Here is a 14,330-nt window from a genome sequence, read left to right on the forward strand (position 1 = left end):
CGGAATGTCACGTTCGTGGCGAGCGGTGCTCGACAAGCAGCGGCTACGCCGCGACGCAGTTCACAGCTTGAAGCTGAGGACGTGAATGCGAACTGAATGACTGCGCCGCGAAGATGAACAAGGAGCGTGTACATCGGTTCCGATTGATTTCAGCGGCGCGTCAAGCCGGCGCAGACTGCCGTTGCATCGCTGCAGACACTCCGCACTCATGAGCCCGTCATGATTTCAAACATGAACGCTTCGAGGTCGCGCGTGGCGACGGCCATTCTCGTTCATGGCCCGCCGGCGCAGAGATATTTGGAACGCTGATCGATTTGGACGCTAGCGCGCCGCGCGCTAGCCGGGCCGCCAGTAGCAGTTCATGCGCGGCGTGATGACGGTGCCGCTCGGCCGGTATTCCTGCACATAGGTCGCGGTGCAGCTGCGCACCGCATTCGGCCCCGGATTGTAACGCGGATAGACATCGGGTTCCCACTGGTCCTGCCGGTAGATCGGCACGCGGCGGAGCGGCCGCCGGCGTTGTGCGGACGCATCGGTGGCGGCCGGCTTCGCTGCCTGCGCGGTGCGCACCCCCGACGGTGCCGTCTGAGCCTGTGCGCCTCCACCCGGCAACAAGAATCCGGTCAAAATCGCCGCTACCGCCGCCGTCGCAATCCGCTTCATTCCGCCCACCCAAAGCCTGTTATCGGGCCGTACGGTCTCCGATTGCCGCGCCAAGGTCAACCTTGCGATGATATTCAAGATCAGTAGGCACGCAAAATGAGTAGGCGCGCTGGAGCAACACGCGCTAAACAGGTGCGATGTGGAAGGAAGCAAAAGCACCGTCGCTCGCCGAAATGGAAGCCATGGCGCATGAGGTTTTCGAGCGCCTGCCAAAGGGCTTTCGAACCCTGTGCGAGGGCGTCATCATCCGCGTCGACGATTTCCCGACCGACGAGATCCTCGACGAGATGCAGGCGCAAAGCGAGTTCGACCTGCTCGGCCTGTTCCAGGGCGTCGGCCTGCCGCAGCAAAGCAACAACGACGTCGCCCGCCTGCCCAACATGATCTGGCTCTACCGGCGACCGATCCTGGACTATTGGGCGGAGCATGAGGAAACGCTGGGCCACATCGTCCGCCACGTCCTGATCCACGAAATCGGCCACCATTTCGGCCTGTCGGACGCCGATATGGAGGCGATTGAGGCCCAGGAAACTTAAGGAGGAGCCTAAGAGCGGGGTAGGATTGCGCAAATTGGCCTTTTGCCGGGGGCGATTTCGCGATAAATCAGCGTCCCTATCCCTCATTCAGCCGGGAAGTACGTTCGATGGACAAGTTCACCACACTGGAAGGCGTCGCCGCGCCCCTGAAGATCATCAATGTCGACACCGACATGATCATTCCGAAGCAGTATCTGAAGACCATCAAGCGTACCGGCCTTGGCAAGGGCCTGTTCTCCGAACAGCGCTACAAGGATGACGGCAGCGAGAATCCGGATTTCATCCTCAACAAGCCGGCCTACCGCAATTCCAAGGTGCTGGTCGCCGGTGACAATTTCGGCTGCGGCTCGAGCCGCGAGCACGCGCCGTGGGCACTGCTGGATTTCGGCATCCGCTGCGTGATCTCGACCTCGTTCGGCGACATCTTCTACAACAACTGCTTCAAGAACGGCATTCTGCCGATCCGCGTCACCCAGGACGACCTCGACAAATTGTTCGACGACGCCGAGCGCGGCGCCAACGCGACGCTGACCATCGATCTCGCGGCCCAGGAAATCCGCGGCCCCGACGGCGGCACCGTGAAGTTCGAGATCGACCCGTTCCGCAAGCATTGCCTGCTCAACGGTCTGGACGACATTGGCCTCACGATGGAGAAAAAGACTTCCATCGACAGCTACGAGGCCAAGGCCAAAAAAGAGCGCGCCTGGGCCTGATCGCGGGTCGCGGCCTCGCTCGACAATAGTGAGGCGACGCCGATGCGGCCTGACGTCGTCACCTTCTGGCATGGCCCGCTCGATGCACTGCGGCTGACCTGCCTGCGATCGCAGGTCGCAGCGGGCCACAAGGTCACCGTCTACAGTTTCGATCCGCTTGCCGGCCTGCCCAACGGCGTCGGCAACGCCGAGGCCGAGGCGATCCTGCCGCATTCCTTTTCCGAGCGGCTTCGCCCGCCGCAACCGGACGGCAGCTGGCGCGATTGGACCATTCTGCAATTCAGCGATTTCTTCCGCATGCGGCTGATGGCGGAGAAGGCCGGCCTGTGGCTCGACGCAGATGTCCTGCTGCTGAAGCCGGTCGAGATCGATCCTGCAAAACCCTATTTCGCCTGGGAGCGGCCGCGCCAGCTCGGCAATTCGGTTTTGTATCTGCCCCCTAGCGATCCGATCGTGACGGCGTTCGAAAATCTGATGAAGCAGGACGAGCTGACGCCGGACTGGCTGGCGCTGCGCCATCGCCTGACCTTCAAGCTGCAGCAACTGCGCGGCGGATCGAACCGCCTCTCGGACATTCGCGTCGCGATCTTCGGTCCGGCCGCGCTCACCGCACTCGCGCGCCGCTCGGACGAATTGCAGCACGCATTGCCGAAGCAATCGTTTTATGCGGTGCATGCGGAACCGAAATTGTTTTTCGAGCCGTCAGATTATTCGGCGCTGCTCGCCGATCCTGCGATTATCGGGCTACATATCTCGCCGAAGGGCCGCGGCGGCCAGCAGCCGATTCCCGGCAGTCTCTACGCCTGGGCGACGGAGAGGTATGGGACCTAAACCGGCACGCCGCATCTTCTTCCTTCTCCCCTTGTGGGAGAAGGTGGCGCGCGAAGCGCGCCGGATGAGGGGTCCCTATCCTCAAATTCAAATCTTACCGTGAGGAGAGAACCCCTCATCCGGCGCTTCGCGCCACCTTCTCCCACAAGGGGAGAAGGGAAGAGACCGCCGCTCTCGACTAGTCTTAATGCCCCATCGCTGCGATCGCGTCCGCAATGGCGATGGTGCGCTTGGCCATGTCGGCGTGCAGCCGTTCCACCATGCGGCCGTCGAGCTGGATGGCGCCGCGGGAGGCGTTTTCGGGCTGCTGGAACGCCGCGATGATCTTGCGGGCTTCCGCGACTTCCTCGGTCGGCGGCGTGAAGATCGCGTTGCAGGCCTCGATATGGCTCGGATGGATCAGCGTCTTGCCGTCAAACCCGAGATCGCGCCCCTGCGCGCATTCAACCGCAAAGCCGTCGACGTTGCTGATATCGCTGTAGGGGCCATCGAGGATTTCGAGCCCATGCGCGCGTGCCGCCAGGATGCAGTGGATGATCATCGGGATCATCGCGGCGCGGCCCGGCTGCATCCGGATGCGTGTTTCGCGCGAAATATCGTTCGGCCCGAACACGAAGCCCGCGAGCCGCGTCTCCGAATCCTTCGACGCCGCGGCGAGCTTGTCCGCATCCAATACCGCGCGCGAAGTCTCGATCATCGCCCAGACCCGGATCGAGGTATCCGCGTTGATGTCGCTGAGGCGATTGGCGATGGCGCCGAGATCGGCGACGCTGGAAATCTTGGGAACCAGGATGCCGTCGGGCCGCGCCTTGCCGGCCATCGTGACGTCGTCGATCCACCACGGCGTATCTAGGCTGTTGACCCGGATCAGCACCTCGCGCTTGCCGAACCCGCCGGCCGCGATCGCCTTGGCGATCTGGTCACGGGCCAGCGCCTTGGCGTCCGGCGCCACCGAATCCTCAAGGTCGAGGATGATACCGTCGGCGGCAAGGTTGCGCGCCTTTTCCAGCGCCCGCGCGTTCGATCCGGGCATGAACAACAGGCTGCGGCGCGGACGGATCATGGGCTGGTTTCCTGAGGTGTTATTGAACCCCACGCGATATCATTTCAAACGGCCGCCCGAAAGCCTTGTTCCTGTCATCGGTCTATGGTTAGGCAAGGGCCATGACCGCATTTCCGCAACATCTGCTCGACGGCTACCGGACCTTCACCTCGCAGCGACTGCCTACGGAACAGTCACGCTACCGGGAACTGTCCGAACGCGGCCAGTCACCCGCTGTCATGGTGATCGGCTGCTGCGATTCCCGCGTCTCCCCGGAGGTCATTTTCGACGCCGGCCCGGGTGAACTGTTCGTGGTCCGCAACGTCGCCAATCTGGTACCGGTCTATCAGCCTGACGGCGGCGCCCACGGCGTATCCGCGGCGCTCGAATATGCGGTTAACGTGCTCCGCATCAAGCATATCGTGGTGCTCGGCCACGCCCAGTGCGGCGGCATCAAGGCCTTCATCGACAAGATCGATCCGTTGTCGCCGGGCGATTTCATCGGGCGCTGGATGGCTATGTTCATCAAGCCGGGCGAAATCGTCGAACAGCGCGAGCGCGAAACGATGCAGGATTTCACCGTCAGGATCGAGAAAGCCGCGATCTTCCGCTCCCTGGAAAACCTGATGACGTTCCCGTTCGTGCGCTCGCGCGTCGAGCGCGGCGAGATGGAACTGCACGGCGCCTATTTCGGCGTCGCCGAGGGCTCGCTGTTCGTGCTCGATCCGACCGCGAAGGAATTCCGCGGTGTTGGAGAAGTGGCGTAGCTGCAAGGGTGGGCAAAGCGAAGCGTGCCCACCACCTTACGTCGCGCAGAATGGTGGGCACGGCGCAAGGGCGCCTTTGCCCATCCTACGAATTTTAGCTACTGCCTTCTACGCCGCTTTCTTCTTCGCGGTGATCAGCTTGCGATTGATCAGGCATTCGGCGATCTGCACCGCGTTCAGCGCCGCACCCTTGCGCAGATTGTCAGAGACGCACCACAGCGACAGGCCGTTCTCGATCGTCGCGTCCTCGCGGATGCGGCTGATATAGGTGGCGTCCTCGCCTGCCGCCTCATACGGCGTGACGTAGCCGCCGGGCTCCTGCTTGTCGATCACGAGGCAACCCGGCGCGTTGCGCAGGATGTTGCGGGCTTCATCGGCGGTGATCGGATTCTCGAATTCGATATTGACGGCTTCCGAATGGCCGACGAAGACAGGCACGCGCACGCAAGTCGCGGTCAGCCTGATTTTGGGATCAAGAATCTTCTTGGTCTCCATCATCATCTTCCACTCTTCCTTGGTGTAGCCGTCCTCCATGAACACGTCGATCTCGGGGATGACGTTGAAGGCGATACGCTTGGGGAATTTCTTGTTGATCAGTTCGCTGTTGGTGTAGACGGCCTTGGTCTGCGAAAACAATTCGTCCATCGCATCCTTGCCGGCGCCCGACACCGACTGATAGGTCGCGACCACGACGCGCTTGATGGTGGCCTTGTCGTGCAGCGGCTTCAGCGCCACCACGAGCTGGGCGGTCGAGCAGTTCGGATTGGCGATGATGTTCTTCTTGGTGAAGCCGGTCACGGCGTCGGCGTTCACTTCGGGCACGATCAGCGGCACGTCCGGGTCCATCCGCCATGCCGACGAATTGTCGATCACGACGGCGCCGGCGGCGCCGATCTTGGGCGACCATTCCTTCGACACCGCGCCGCCTGCCGACATCAGGCAGATGTCGATATCGGAGAAATCGTAGTGCTCGAGGGCTTTGCACTTCAGGGTGCGGTCGCCATACGAAACTTCCACGCCAACGCTGCGCCGTGACGCCAGCGCCACCACCTCGTCCGCGGGGAATTTGCGCTCGTCGAGAATGTTGAGCATTTCCCGCCCGACATTGCCGGTCGCTCCGACCAGCGCGACTTTGTAACCCATCGTTCACTCTCCGACGAAAAATGCCGTCCCCCCCGCCCGCGGCGGAAAGGGAGAAGGCAGCGCTTCTATGCGAGAAACACCCTCAAGACAACGTTTGCAAGGACGTTTGACAGTAGCGTTTGGGCGTTTGATGCAGTCCTTTTCGGCCGAACCGGCCAGGTCCCATTGCAAGTCCCATTATACGACGAGAATTCATCCGGCGCTGACCAGCTTTGCGGACGAGGTCTGCGGTACGCTGGCACGGCTGGTTGCGTATGTAGTGACCCTGGCCCTGCTCGCCATGGGCGGCATGGCGCTGTGGGAACAATTGCCCGATCTCGCAGCGATGGACCCCTCGTCGAGGGACGCCTCATTGAACGACGCCTCATTGAGGGGTGCCTGGAGCCTGCTCGACCGCTCGTCGCGCGCTTTTGCCGTCAGCCAGTTTGATCCGCATGACAAAACAGAGGCTTATGAGATTTTCCGGCACCCAAGGGCGGCCGCCGGGATGTCTTCTTGTGGCGCGGCGGAGACAAACAGCCGGTCGCCGAACTCGAGATCTATCGCCCGGGCGGCGACCTCGGCCATGCCGGCCTGTCGGCGGATTGGCTGACCGGCGAAGACAACCCGCAATTGCGCGGCGCCTTCTAATTGCCACGGCTTGCCAAGATACTGGTTTTCATGAAACTTTTTCGCCAGTGTCGGCATTATATGGTCCGGTGTGGCCCAATTGACCTAGTGACGACCACCCCGCGACAGCTACAATGAAGACCAACCCGATTTGGCGATCCGCCGGCTTGCTAAGGGCCGGCAATGACGAGGATGCGATGACCCCTAAATTCCCTGCTGCGAGCAAGCTCGTGGTGTTGCTTGCGGCAGCCGCCCTCGTTGCGGTCGGCGTGACGGAAGCCAGCGCCCAGTCCAACCAGCGCTACGACAAGGATGGCCGCCCGTACTACGGACGCAGCGGCCCCAACCGGGTCTATCAGCAAGGGCCGAATACCCGCGTTTACGTCACGACGCGCTCCTGGCTCGACGCCGGCACCGAAGTCTTGCCGGGTGACCGCAAATTCCAGGATTATGCGTTTCCGCCGGATCTCGGCTACCCGTCATTCGGGCGCGAGAATCTCAATCGCCCGATCGACCGTCAGCCGCTCAGCCCGCCCTCGGACCTCGGCGGCTATCCGCAGCGCTTCCCGCTGTATTGAGCCTATTGAACTAAACCAACTGGTGTCGTCCCGGGCTTGACCCGGGACCCATACGCCGCGGCCCGTCGATCTACTAAAGGTGCTCGACGACTTTCTTCGCCATCATAACCGACGGTGGTTATGGGTCCCGGCTCAAGGCCGGGACGACGGAGTGGAGAGTTTCTTCGCTTACGCGTGCAGCTTCTGCAATTCCTTCAAAATCGCATCGCCCATCTGCGTGGTGCTGGCCGCCGTGGTGCCCTCGGACTTGATATCCGCGGTGCGCAGGCCGCTGGCGAGCACGGCTGCGATCGCCGCATCGACCTTGTCGGCGAGCGCGCCCATGTCGAACGAATAGCGCAGCGCCATGCCGAACGAGGAAATCATCGCGATCGGATTGGCGAGGCCTTTTCCGGCGATATCGGGCGCCGAGCCATGCACCGGCTCGAACAGCGAGCGGCGCTTCCTGGTCTTGGCGTCGATCTCGCCGAGCGAGGCCGAGGGCAGCATGCCGAGCGATCCCGTCAGCATCGCCGCGATATCGGACAGCATGTCGCCGAACAGATTGTCGGTCACGATGACGTCGAACGCCTTCGGCGCCTTGACGAGGTTCATGCCGCCGGAATCGGCGAGCTGATGCTCCAGCGTCACGTCCTTGTATTCGCGGGCGTGCACCTGCGTCACCACCTCGTTCCAGAGCACGCCTGACTTCATGACGTTGCGCTTTTCCATCGAGGTCAGCTTGTTGCGGCGTTTCCGCGCGAGATCGAAGGCGACCCGGGCGATGCGCTCGATCTCGTAGGTGTCATAGACCTGGGTGTCGACGGCACGCTTCTGGCCGTTGCCGAGATCGGTGATGGTCTTCGGCTCGCCGAAATAGACGCCGCCGGTCAGCTCGCGCACGATCATGATGTCGAGGCCTTCGACGATCTCGCGCTTCAGGCTGGAGGCCTCCGCCAGCGCCGGATAGCACACTGCCGGGCGCAGATTGGCGAACAGGCCGAGGTCCTTGCGCAGCCGCAGCAGGCCGGCTTCGGGCCGCACGTCATAGGGCACGGCGTCCCATTTCGGGCCGCCGACCGCGCCGAAAATCACGGCATCGGCCGCCGTGGCCAGCGCCATGGTCGCATCCGTAATGCTCTGCTTGCTGGCGTCATAGGCGGAACCGCCGACCAGCCCCTGCTCGGTCTCGAAACGGGCAATGCCTTGCGCGTTGAGCCAGTCGATCAGGCGTTGCACCTCCCCCATCACTTCGGGGCCGATGCCGTCGCCGGGGAGAAGCAGCAGTTTATGGGTCGCCATGATCAGTTACCTCGGAGCTTGTTTGGTTGTCATTGCCGGGCTTGACCCGGCAATCCAGCTTCTTTGAAGACGATGGATGCCCGGGTCGAGCCCGGGCATGACAGCGGAGGAATTCCGCGGGAGTGCTAAAACGCCCCGAGCGGATTGGCAAGGCGGCTTGGACAGGCCACAAAGGCTGACAAGCCCGCCCCAAGACGGACATCACGCCCTCATGACCGCAGCCATCCTGTTTGCCTTTGCCTCGGCCGGCTTCCTGGGCGCGGGCGTCGTGACGGCGCAATTCGGGCTGCGAACAGTCGAACCGCTGTCGGGAGCGGCGATCAGCGTCCCCTCGTTCACGCTGTTGTTCCTTCTGGTCTCGCCCCTGCTGCTGGCCGGCGAGCCCGTGGTCTGGCGGGCCCTGCCGATCTTCGCCGCGATCGGGCTGGTATTTCCGGCGATGCTGACCCTGCTGACCTTTGCCTCCAACAGCGCGCTGGGGCCGGTCGTCACCTCGACGCTCGGCAATCTGGCGCCGCTGTTCGCGGTCGCGCTCGCCGTCGTCCTCCTGCATGAGCCGCTCCACTTGCTGCAATTCGCCGGCCTCGTCATTGCGGTCGCCGGCGCCGTGATCATCACCGTCACCCGGCCGCGCGACCTCGTCAGCGACTGGCGAAGCTGGGCATTGCTATTACCGCTCGCCAGCGCGTTGCTGCGCGGCGTGGTGCCGCCGATCGTCAAGCTTGGGCTCGAAATCTGGCCGAGCCCGCTCTGGGCCTGCCTGATCGGCTATGTCGTATCGTCCTTTGTGGTGCTGACCGTGCAGCGCGTCCGCAAGGGGAGCTTCGTCGTGGCAGCGCCATGGCCGGGCCGGTTCTGGTTCGCCATCACCGGCATCTGCAACGGCCTCAGCCTGCTGTCGCTATTCGCCGCCCTGCGCAACGGCCCGATCACGCTGGTCGCGCCTGTCGCCGCGATCTATCCGCTCGTCACGTTGCTGCTCAGCGCGATGGTGCTGCACCATGTACGGATCACACCCCGCATCGTCGCCGGCGCGGTGCTGACGGTTGCCGGCGTCGCGCTGGTGCTGATCGGCTGATGTTGCGCAAACGGCACGACACCATTGCTCCCTGCGCGGCTGTGCAAGCCGGCAGCCGCCTGTCACAATCGCCGCCTTGCCGGAGTATCCTGTGAAGGCCGCCGTCCAACCACCGTCCACCACGCATCCCGCGTGGCTGATCCTCGTTCTGTCGCTGGCGCCGACGATCGGTCTTGGAATCGGCCGCTTCGCCTATGCCCTCGTGCTGCCGGACATGCGCGACGCGCTGGGCTGGTCCTATTCCGCGGCCGGTTTCATGAACACGATCAACGCCGTCGGCTATCTTGCGGGCGCGCTGCTCGCCTCGCGCATGATCCGGCGGTTTGGGCTGACGCGAACGGTGCGCTGGGGAACACTGGCCGCCGTCATCTCGCTGGCGCTCTGTGCCGTCTCCGGCAATTTTTTCGTGCTGAGCTTTGCCCGGCTGCTGGCGGGCATCGGAGCCGCGGGCGGATTCGTCGGCGGCGCGGCGCTGGCCGCCACGATCGCGCAGACGCGCCCCGATCGCGCCAATTTCCTGCTCAGCCTGTTTTACGCCGGGCCCGGGCTCGGCATCCTCGCGTCGGGGCTGATCGCGCCGTTCGTGCTGCAGGGTTTCGGACCGGGATCGTGGTGGATCGTCTGGTGGGCGATGACACTGCTCTCTGTCGTGTTGATCGCGCCGCTGCTGCTCGCGCCGCTCGGCGGTGGCGCTGATATCGACAGCGCGGCACCCGCCAGATTCTCGGTCGGACCGGTGCTGGCCTATCTGCTCGGCTACTTCCTGTTCGGCGCCGGCTACATCGCCTACATGACCTTCATGATCGCCTATGTCCGCGATGGCGGCGGCGGCGCGGCGGCGCAGAGCCTGTTCTGGAGCCTGATCGGGATCAGCGCGTTCGCGACGCCCTGGGTGTGGCGGCGGGTGCTGGCGCTGGATCGCGGCGGCCTCACCACCGCGATCATTCTGGGCGTCAACGCGATCGGCGCGGCGCTGCCGATCTTCGGGCACTCGCCGCTGTTGCTGGCGATCTCGGCGCTGGTGTTCGGTGTCGCGTTCTTCGCGGTGGTGGGATCGACCACCGCCTTCGTGCGCTTCAACTATCCGCCGTCCGCCTGGCCGATGGGGATCGCGGCGATGACCATTTCGTTCGGCATCGGCCAGACGCTGGGGCCGATCGTGGTCGGCGCGATCACCGACGCGGTGGGCAGTCTTTCGTTTGCGCTCAACGTTTCCGCGGCGATGCTGGCGACGGGGGCGGTGCTGTGCGCGTTTCAGAGGAAGTTGGCGAAATAGCGAATAGCGAGTGGCGAATGGTAAGTGGTCAGCGCGAATACTTTCCCTATTCGCCATTCGCTACCCCCATTCGCCCCCTTCAACTCCCGCTGAACGAATTGTATCCCTGGTCTTCCCAGAAGCCGCCCTTGTAGTCGTTGGTGACTTCCATCGAGAGCACGTATTTCGGATTCTTGAAGCCGAGCTTTGTCGGCACGCGAATCTTCATCGGGAAACCATAGGCACGCGGCAGGATTTCGTCGCCGAATTTGAACGTCATCTGGGTCTGCGCGTGCAGCGCGCTGCGCATGTCGAGCGGCGAATTGTAGCCGTCCTTGTCGGCGCACTGGAACCAGACATATTTGGCGCGCGTGTCGGCGCCGACGATTTGCAGGAAATCGCGTAGCGGCGTGCCGGTCCAGCTGCCGATCGCGCTCCAGCCCTCGACGCAGATGTGGCGCGTGACCTGCTTGACCTGCGGCAGCTTGTAGAGCTCCTCCAGCGTCCACGACTTCTTGTTCTCGACGAGACCGCGCACCTCGAGCTTCCAGTCCTTGGCCTCGATCTCCGGGGCCTCGTCAAGGCTGTAATAGGCGTTGAACGGGAACGGCTTGGTGATCGCGCTTTCCGGGAAGGTCGGCGCCATCGCATCCGGATTGAACATCCAGGCCTGCACGCCGTCGTTGAATTTCGAAACCTGCTTCAGCATTTCCTCGGCCGAAAACTGGTCCGTCACGTCGCAGCCGGTGAGCAGCGTCAACGCGCCGAGGCTGGCGCCGCCGGAGATGAAGCGCCGGCGCGTCAGGTCCGGCATCGTCTTGACGGCGTCCCGGAGCAGCAGCGTCTTGTCGACGCCGGGGATCAGAAGGTTACGCAAGCGGCCCATAATATCCTCCTAGTATGCTCAGCGGCCGATAATCATCGCGCGAAGACTCTTCGGCACCAGCAGTGCAAGCACGACGTGAACCACCATGAAGGCGACGATCGCGGCCATGCAGAAGAAGTGGACGTAACGGGCGGCCTCATAGCCGCCGAACATGGCCGTCAGATATTGCAGCTGCACCGGCTTCCAGATCGCCAGCCCCGACAGCACGATCAGGATGCCAACCACGATGATGCCGGCATAGAGCAGCTTCTGGACGTAATTGTATTTGGTCAGATCCTCATGCGACAGCTTGCCGGTCAGCGCCGCCTTGGTATCGGCAAGCACACCCTCCGGTGTGATCGGCAGCAGCTTCTTGCGGAAGCGGCCGGTGGCGAGCCCCAAAGCGAGGTAGATCAGGCCGTTGACCATCAACAGCCACATCGCGGCAAAGTGCCAGAGCAGCGCGCCGCCGAGCCAGCCGCCCAGCGTGATGCTGTCCGAAAAGGTGAAGTCGAACAGCGGAGAGGCGTTGTAGATCTTCCATCCCGACATGATCATCAGGACCATCGCAAAGGCGTTGGTCCAGTGCAGGGCCCGCACCCAGGCCGGCTGAATGACTTTGGCCCTGGTGGCTGCCTTGGGCGTCGCTTTGGCGCTGGCTTGGTCGCTGGCGGTGATGCTCGACATGGCCTGTTCCGTCGTTGCAATGGGTTACCGGTTTATACGCCGGGAACCGGGTTTTCGTTACTGCGCAGATGCTATCAGATCGATGCAGGGGGCGTATCGAGGTCACAAAAAAGCGAGCCGGGTCGCCCCGGCTCGCCTACCACGCATCCTGTTGGGACTAATCAGGCGTGCGCGGAGATCACGAAGCCGGCATCAGCACGGTATCGACCACATGGATCACGCCGTTGGACTGGTTGACGTTCGAGATCGTGACCATCGAGGTTCCGCCCTTGGCGTCGACGATCCAGACCTTGCTGCCGTCAAGCTTCACCGTCAGCTGTTCGCCTTCGGCGGTCTTGAGCTTCATGCCGTCCTTGAGGTCGGCTGCGGCGAGCTTGCCGGGCACGACATGGTAGGTCAGGATCTTGGTCAGGGTCGCCTTGTTCTCAGGCTTCACCAGCGTGTCGACGGTGCCGGCCGGCAGCTTGCCGAAGGCGGCGTTGGTCGGTGCGAACACCGTGAACGGGCCCTTGCCTTCCAGCGTGGCAACCAGACCGGCGGCCTTCACGGCGGCGACCAGCGTGGTGTGGTCCTTGGAGTTGACGGCGTTCTGGACGATGTTCTTCGAGGGGAACATCGCGGCGCCGCCGACCATCACGGTCTTTTCTTCCGCGCTTGCCGGCGCTGACACGGTGGCGGTGAGCGCGAGCACGCTGAAGGCGGCGGCGGTCAGATAAGCGATTCGGTTCGACATGGATCTTCTCCCGATGATTGAGGTCTCCGGCGGGGGCCGCCGGTGCTGAGAACAACGACGTTGGTCGGTTGACCGTTTTCGTCGTCGTTGGCCGAGCTACGGGAGGTTTTTCCGGCAGTTTCGACGGATAATTTATCGTGATGGCTGAAACTTTCGGGAGGGCTGTCCGTGGGGGTATTCTCATGAAGCCGTCATTGCGAGCGCAGCGAATATCCCGCCTTGCCACTCCACACACAACTGTCGTCACCCGCGAAGGCGGGTGATCCAGTACGCCGCGGCTTCTCGATTCAATCATTGGCGTCTCTGGAATACTGGGTCGCCCGGTCAAGCCGGGCGATGACACTGAATATGCGGCCGCGATCTCGCGACGCATTGCACCCGAGGTTTTCAATTTCGTTCCGCCCTCTAAGAATATCCAGAGGGCGCAGGGAATGCCGGATGCGCGCTGCACCCGCGGTCTCGTGTGCGATTGTGCTAAAGAAGCTGCACACGAGCATACAGGGCAGCGGAGAACATCCGACATTCCCTGCGCAATGGCTTTACGGCTTATGACGCGCTCTCCCCGGTGAGACGGCCTCTATTGCCACCGTCGCCCCTCGGAAGCGCTAGCTCCCGAAAGACTTGACGCCGTTACGGGCGCCAGGACCACACGCTTTCGCCGTACGCATCAGCCGCGACCGTCCATCGCAACATCAGCGTCCACCGCGACCCGCCCCTCGTTGTGACGACGGCCAACGCCCTCTGAGTGGGACGGGGTGACGGGAATGTGCCGGTGATTTGGGTCGAAGGAAAGCAAAATATTTTTGATTTACAGAAATTTGGGACTTGACATGATTTCCGTAAATCGGAAGTGATTTGCCCGTCGTGTTACTTTGTCGCAGCTTCTGCGTTCACGTGCAGAGGCGAACCGCGCGAACGGTCGGCTCCCTCCCCCGCAAGGGGGGAGAGAACGAGAGAGCAGCTCACACAAACATCTAGGCCGATTCTTCCAGCACCTCCTCCACCGGCCGATCCGCCAGCTCGGCGCGCGCCAGGCGCACCGTGATTCCGACCTTGCCGAGCGTATGCGGGATCGGCGGGCTGAATTTGGCGACGCCAACGGTAATGCTGTCGATCAAGGCGAAGCGCCGCAGCAGGCCGATCGCAACGGCTTCCCCGAGCGCTTCCAGCGTTTGGTATTTCGTCGCGCCGGCAAGACTCACGGCGGCATCCACCACAGCGTCATAGCGGATCGAGGCATCCAGCCTGTCGTCCCGGTGCGTCGGCGCCGCCTTCAGCGTCGCGTCGATGTCGAAGGTGAATTTCTGGCCGAGGCGGCGTTCTTCCTCGAACAGGCCGTGGTACCCGAAGGTCTGCAATCCTGATATCTGGATGGTCGTCAGCATGGGCGCTCCTTCATCTGAAGGTGGATCGGATTTTTTCCGATTGCCCAGGCGCGCGGCTGAATACCTCGCGCTTCCCGATGGTGCCCCATCTGCGATCGCCAGTCGCGCGAGAGTGTGAGTATACGGGCGCAACGGTCGGGGCTCAAGTGTAAGCCGAAAACTTG

16 protein-coding genes and 1 riboswitch are annotated in these 14,330 nt (G+C 62.9%); of the genes, 7 read left to right on the forward strand and 9 right to left on the reverse strand.

The window, feature by feature from the left end; translation table 11 throughout:
* Window positions 1-336: 336 nt before the first annotated feature.
* Window positions 337-663 (reverse strand): hypothetical protein, encoded by a 327-nt coding sequence (locus tag JQ609_RS10665; RefSeq protein WP_212273372.1) that lies wholly within the window; start codon window positions 661-663, stop codon window positions 337-339.
* Between the two features lie 137 nt (window positions 664-800).
* On the opposite strand from JQ609_RS10665, the gene JQ609_RS10670 reads away from it, so the two are divergent.
* From JQ609_RS10670 to JQ609_RS10680, 3 genes are all read left to right on the forward strand, one after another.
* The gene (locus JQ609_RS10670) at window positions 801-1,199 is read left to right on the forward strand and encodes a metallopeptidase family protein (RefSeq protein ID WP_212204090.1); all 399 of its coding nucleotides are present in this window, start codon (window positions 801-803) and stop codon (window positions 1,197-1,199) included.
* A gap of 107 nt (window positions 1,200-1,306) precedes the next feature.
* Window positions 1,307-1,912 carry a 3-isopropylmalate dehydratase small subunit gene (leuD, locus tag JQ609_RS10675; protein WP_212204088.1) on the forward strand — a complete coding sequence of 202 codons (606 nt, stop codon included), beginning with the start codon at window positions 1,307-1,309 and terminating at the stop codon, window positions 1,910-1,912.
* A 42-nt stretch (window positions 1,913-1,954) separates the two neighbouring features.
* The gene (locus JQ609_RS10680) at window positions 1,955-2,743 is read left to right on the forward strand and encodes a hypothetical protein (RefSeq protein ID WP_212273373.1); all 789 of its coding nucleotides are present in this window, start codon (window positions 1,955-1,957) and stop codon (window positions 2,741-2,743) included.
* 184 nt (window positions 2,744-2,927) lie between these two features.
* Here JQ609_RS10680 and JQ609_RS10685 read toward each other — a convergent pair whose 3' ends face one another.
* A complete protein-coding gene (locus tag JQ609_RS10685; RefSeq protein ID WP_212273374.1) occupies window positions 2,928-3,806 on the reverse strand; it encodes a CoA ester lyase in 879 nt (292 codons plus the stop codon).
* 101 nt (window positions 3,807-3,907) lie between these two features.
* Here JQ609_RS10685 and JQ609_RS10690 point away from each other — a divergent pair, with 101 nt between their 5' ends.
* Complete coding sequence (locus JQ609_RS10690) at window positions 3,908-4,552, forward strand: carbonic anhydrase (protein ID WP_212273375.1); 645 nt, start codon at window positions 3,908-3,910, stop codon at window positions 4,550-4,552.
* Between the two features lie 108 nt (window positions 4,553-4,660).
* Here the strand turns inward: JQ609_RS10690 and JQ609_RS10695 are convergent, their stop codons facing one another.
* A complete protein-coding gene (locus JQ609_RS10695) occupies window positions 4,661-5,695 on the reverse strand; it encodes an aspartate-semialdehyde dehydrogenase (RefSeq protein ID WP_212204083.1) in 1,035 nt (344 codons plus the stop codon).
* A gap of 450 nt (window positions 5,696-6,145) precedes the next feature.
* Complete coding sequence (locus JQ609_RS10700) at window positions 6,146-6,382, reverse strand: hypothetical protein (RefSeq protein WP_212273376.1); 237 nt, start codon at window positions 6,380-6,382, stop codon at window positions 6,146-6,148.
* A 119-nt stretch (window positions 6,383-6,501) separates the two neighbouring features.
* Here JQ609_RS10700 and JQ609_RS10705 point away from each other — a divergent pair, with 119 nt between their 5' ends.
* Complete coding sequence (locus tag JQ609_RS10705; RefSeq protein WP_212204079.1) at window positions 6,502-6,882, forward strand: hypothetical protein; 381 nt, start codon at window positions 6,502-6,504, stop codon at window positions 6,880-6,882.
* 168 nt (window positions 6,883-7,050) lie between these two features.
* Here JQ609_RS10705 and leuB read toward each other — a convergent pair whose 3' ends face one another.
* Window positions 7,051-8,163, reverse strand: a complete 1,113-nt coding sequence (gene leuB, locus JQ609_RS10710; RefSeq protein WP_212204078.1) for a 3-isopropylmalate dehydrogenase — start codon at window positions 8,161-8,163, stop codon at window positions 7,051-7,053.
* Window positions 8,164-8,374: 211 nt separating this feature from the next.
* Here leuB and JQ609_RS10715 point away from each other — a divergent pair, with 211 nt between their 5' ends.
* Both JQ609_RS10715 and JQ609_RS10720 read left to right on the forward strand, forming a co-directional pair.
* Window positions 8,375-9,241: a DMT family transporter gene (locus JQ609_RS10715; RefSeq protein WP_212204077.1), complete on the forward strand. Its 867-nt coding sequence runs from the start codon at window positions 8,375-8,377 to the stop codon at window positions 9,239-9,241.
* A gap of 91 nt (window positions 9,242-9,332) precedes the next feature.
* Window positions 9,333-10,517 carry a YbfB/YjiJ family MFS transporter gene (locus JQ609_RS10720; protein WP_212273377.1) on the forward strand — a complete coding sequence of 395 codons (1,185 nt, stop codon included), beginning with the start codon at window positions 9,333-9,335 and terminating at the stop codon, window positions 10,515-10,517.
* A 79-nt stretch (window positions 10,518-10,596) separates the two neighbouring features.
* Here the strand turns inward: JQ609_RS10720 and JQ609_RS10725 are convergent, their stop codons facing one another.
* From JQ609_RS10725 to folB, 4 genes are all read right to left on the reverse strand, one after another.
* A complete protein-coding gene (locus JQ609_RS10725) occupies window positions 10,597-11,382 on the reverse strand; it encodes a molybdopterin-dependent oxidoreductase (protein ID WP_212273378.1) in 786 nt (261 codons plus the stop codon).
* Window positions 11,383-11,400: 18 nt separating this feature from the next.
* On the reverse strand, window positions 11,401-12,048 hold the full coding sequence (locus JQ609_RS10730) for a cytochrome b/b6 domain-containing protein (RefSeq protein WP_212273379.1): 648 nt from the start codon (window positions 12,046-12,048) through the stop codon (window positions 11,401-11,403).
* A gap of 178 nt (window positions 12,049-12,226) precedes the next feature.
* A complete protein-coding gene (locus tag JQ609_RS10735) occupies window positions 12,227-12,781 on the reverse strand; it encodes a fasciclin domain-containing protein (protein ID WP_212273380.1) in 555 nt (184 codons plus the stop codon).
* Between the two features lie 974 nt (window positions 12,782-13,755).
* On the reverse strand, window positions 13,756-14,166 hold the full coding sequence (gene folB / locus JQ609_RS10740) for a dihydroneopterin aldolase (RefSeq protein ID WP_212273381.1): 411 nt from the start codon (window positions 14,164-14,166) through the stop codon (window positions 13,756-13,758).
* Between the two features lie 35 nt (window positions 14,167-14,201).
* Window positions 14,202-14,282: riboswitch (ZMP/ZTP riboswitch) on the reverse strand.
* Between the last annotated feature and the right edge of the window lie 48 nt (window positions 14,283-14,330).

Source organism: Bradyrhizobium sp. AUGA SZCCT0169 (assembly GCF_018130085.1).
Lineage (GTDB): Bacteria > Pseudomonadota > Alphaproteobacteria > Rhizobiales > Xanthobacteraceae > Bradyrhizobium.

Coding starts and splice junctions, on each gene's coding strand:
- JQ609_RS10665 (WP_212273372.1), bottom strand. CDS start 663: ATGAAGCGGATTGCGACGGCGGCGGTAGCGGCGATTTTGACCGGATTC.
- JQ609_RS10670 (WP_212204090.1), top strand. CDS start 801: ATGTGGAAGGAAGCAAAAGCACCGTCGCTCGCCGAAATGGAAGCCATG.
- leuD (WP_212204088.1), top strand. CDS start 1,307: ATGGACAAGTTCACCACACTGGAAGGCGTCGCCGCGCCCCTGAAGATC.
- JQ609_RS10680 (WP_212273373.1), top strand. CDS start 1,955: ATGCGGCCTGACGTCGTCACCTTCTGGCATGGCCCGCTCGATGCACTG.
- JQ609_RS10685 (WP_212273374.1), bottom strand. CDS start 3,806: ATGATCCGTCCGCGCCGCAGCCTGTTGTTCATGCCCGGATCGAACGCG.
- JQ609_RS10690 (WP_212273375.1), top strand. CDS start 3,908: ATGACCGCATTTCCGCAACATCTGCTCGACGGCTACCGGACCTTCACC.
- JQ609_RS10695 (WP_212204083.1), bottom strand. CDS start 5,695: ATGGGTTACAAAGTCGCGCTGGTCGGAGCGACCGGCAATGTCGGGCGG.
- JQ609_RS10700 (WP_212273376.1), bottom strand. CDS start 6,382: ATGCCGACACTGGCGAAAAAGTTTCATGAAAACCAGTATCTTGGCAAG.
- JQ609_RS10705 (WP_212204079.1), top strand. CDS start 6,502: ATGACCCCTAAATTCCCTGCTGCGAGCAAGCTCGTGGTGTTGCTTGCG.
- leuB (WP_212204078.1), bottom strand. CDS start 8,163: ATGGCGACCCATAAACTGCTGCTTCTCCCCGGCGACGGCATCGGCCCC.
- JQ609_RS10715 (WP_212204077.1), top strand. CDS start 8,375: ATGACCGCAGCCATCCTGTTTGCCTTTGCCTCGGCCGGCTTCCTGGGC.
- JQ609_RS10725 (WP_212273378.1), bottom strand. CDS start 11,382: ATGGGCCGCTTGCGTAACCTTCTGATCCCCGGCGTCGACAAGACGCTG.
- JQ609_RS10730 (WP_212273379.1), bottom strand. CDS start 12,048: ATGTCGAGCATCACCGCCAGCGACCAAGCCAGCGCCAAAGCGACGCCC.
- JQ609_RS10735 (WP_212273380.1), bottom strand. CDS start 12,781: ATGTCGAACCGAATCGCTTATCTGACCGCCGCCGCCTTCAGCGTGCTC.
- folB (WP_212273381.1), bottom strand. CDS start 14,166: ATGCTGACGACCATCCAGATATCAGGATTGCAGACCTTCGGGTACCAC.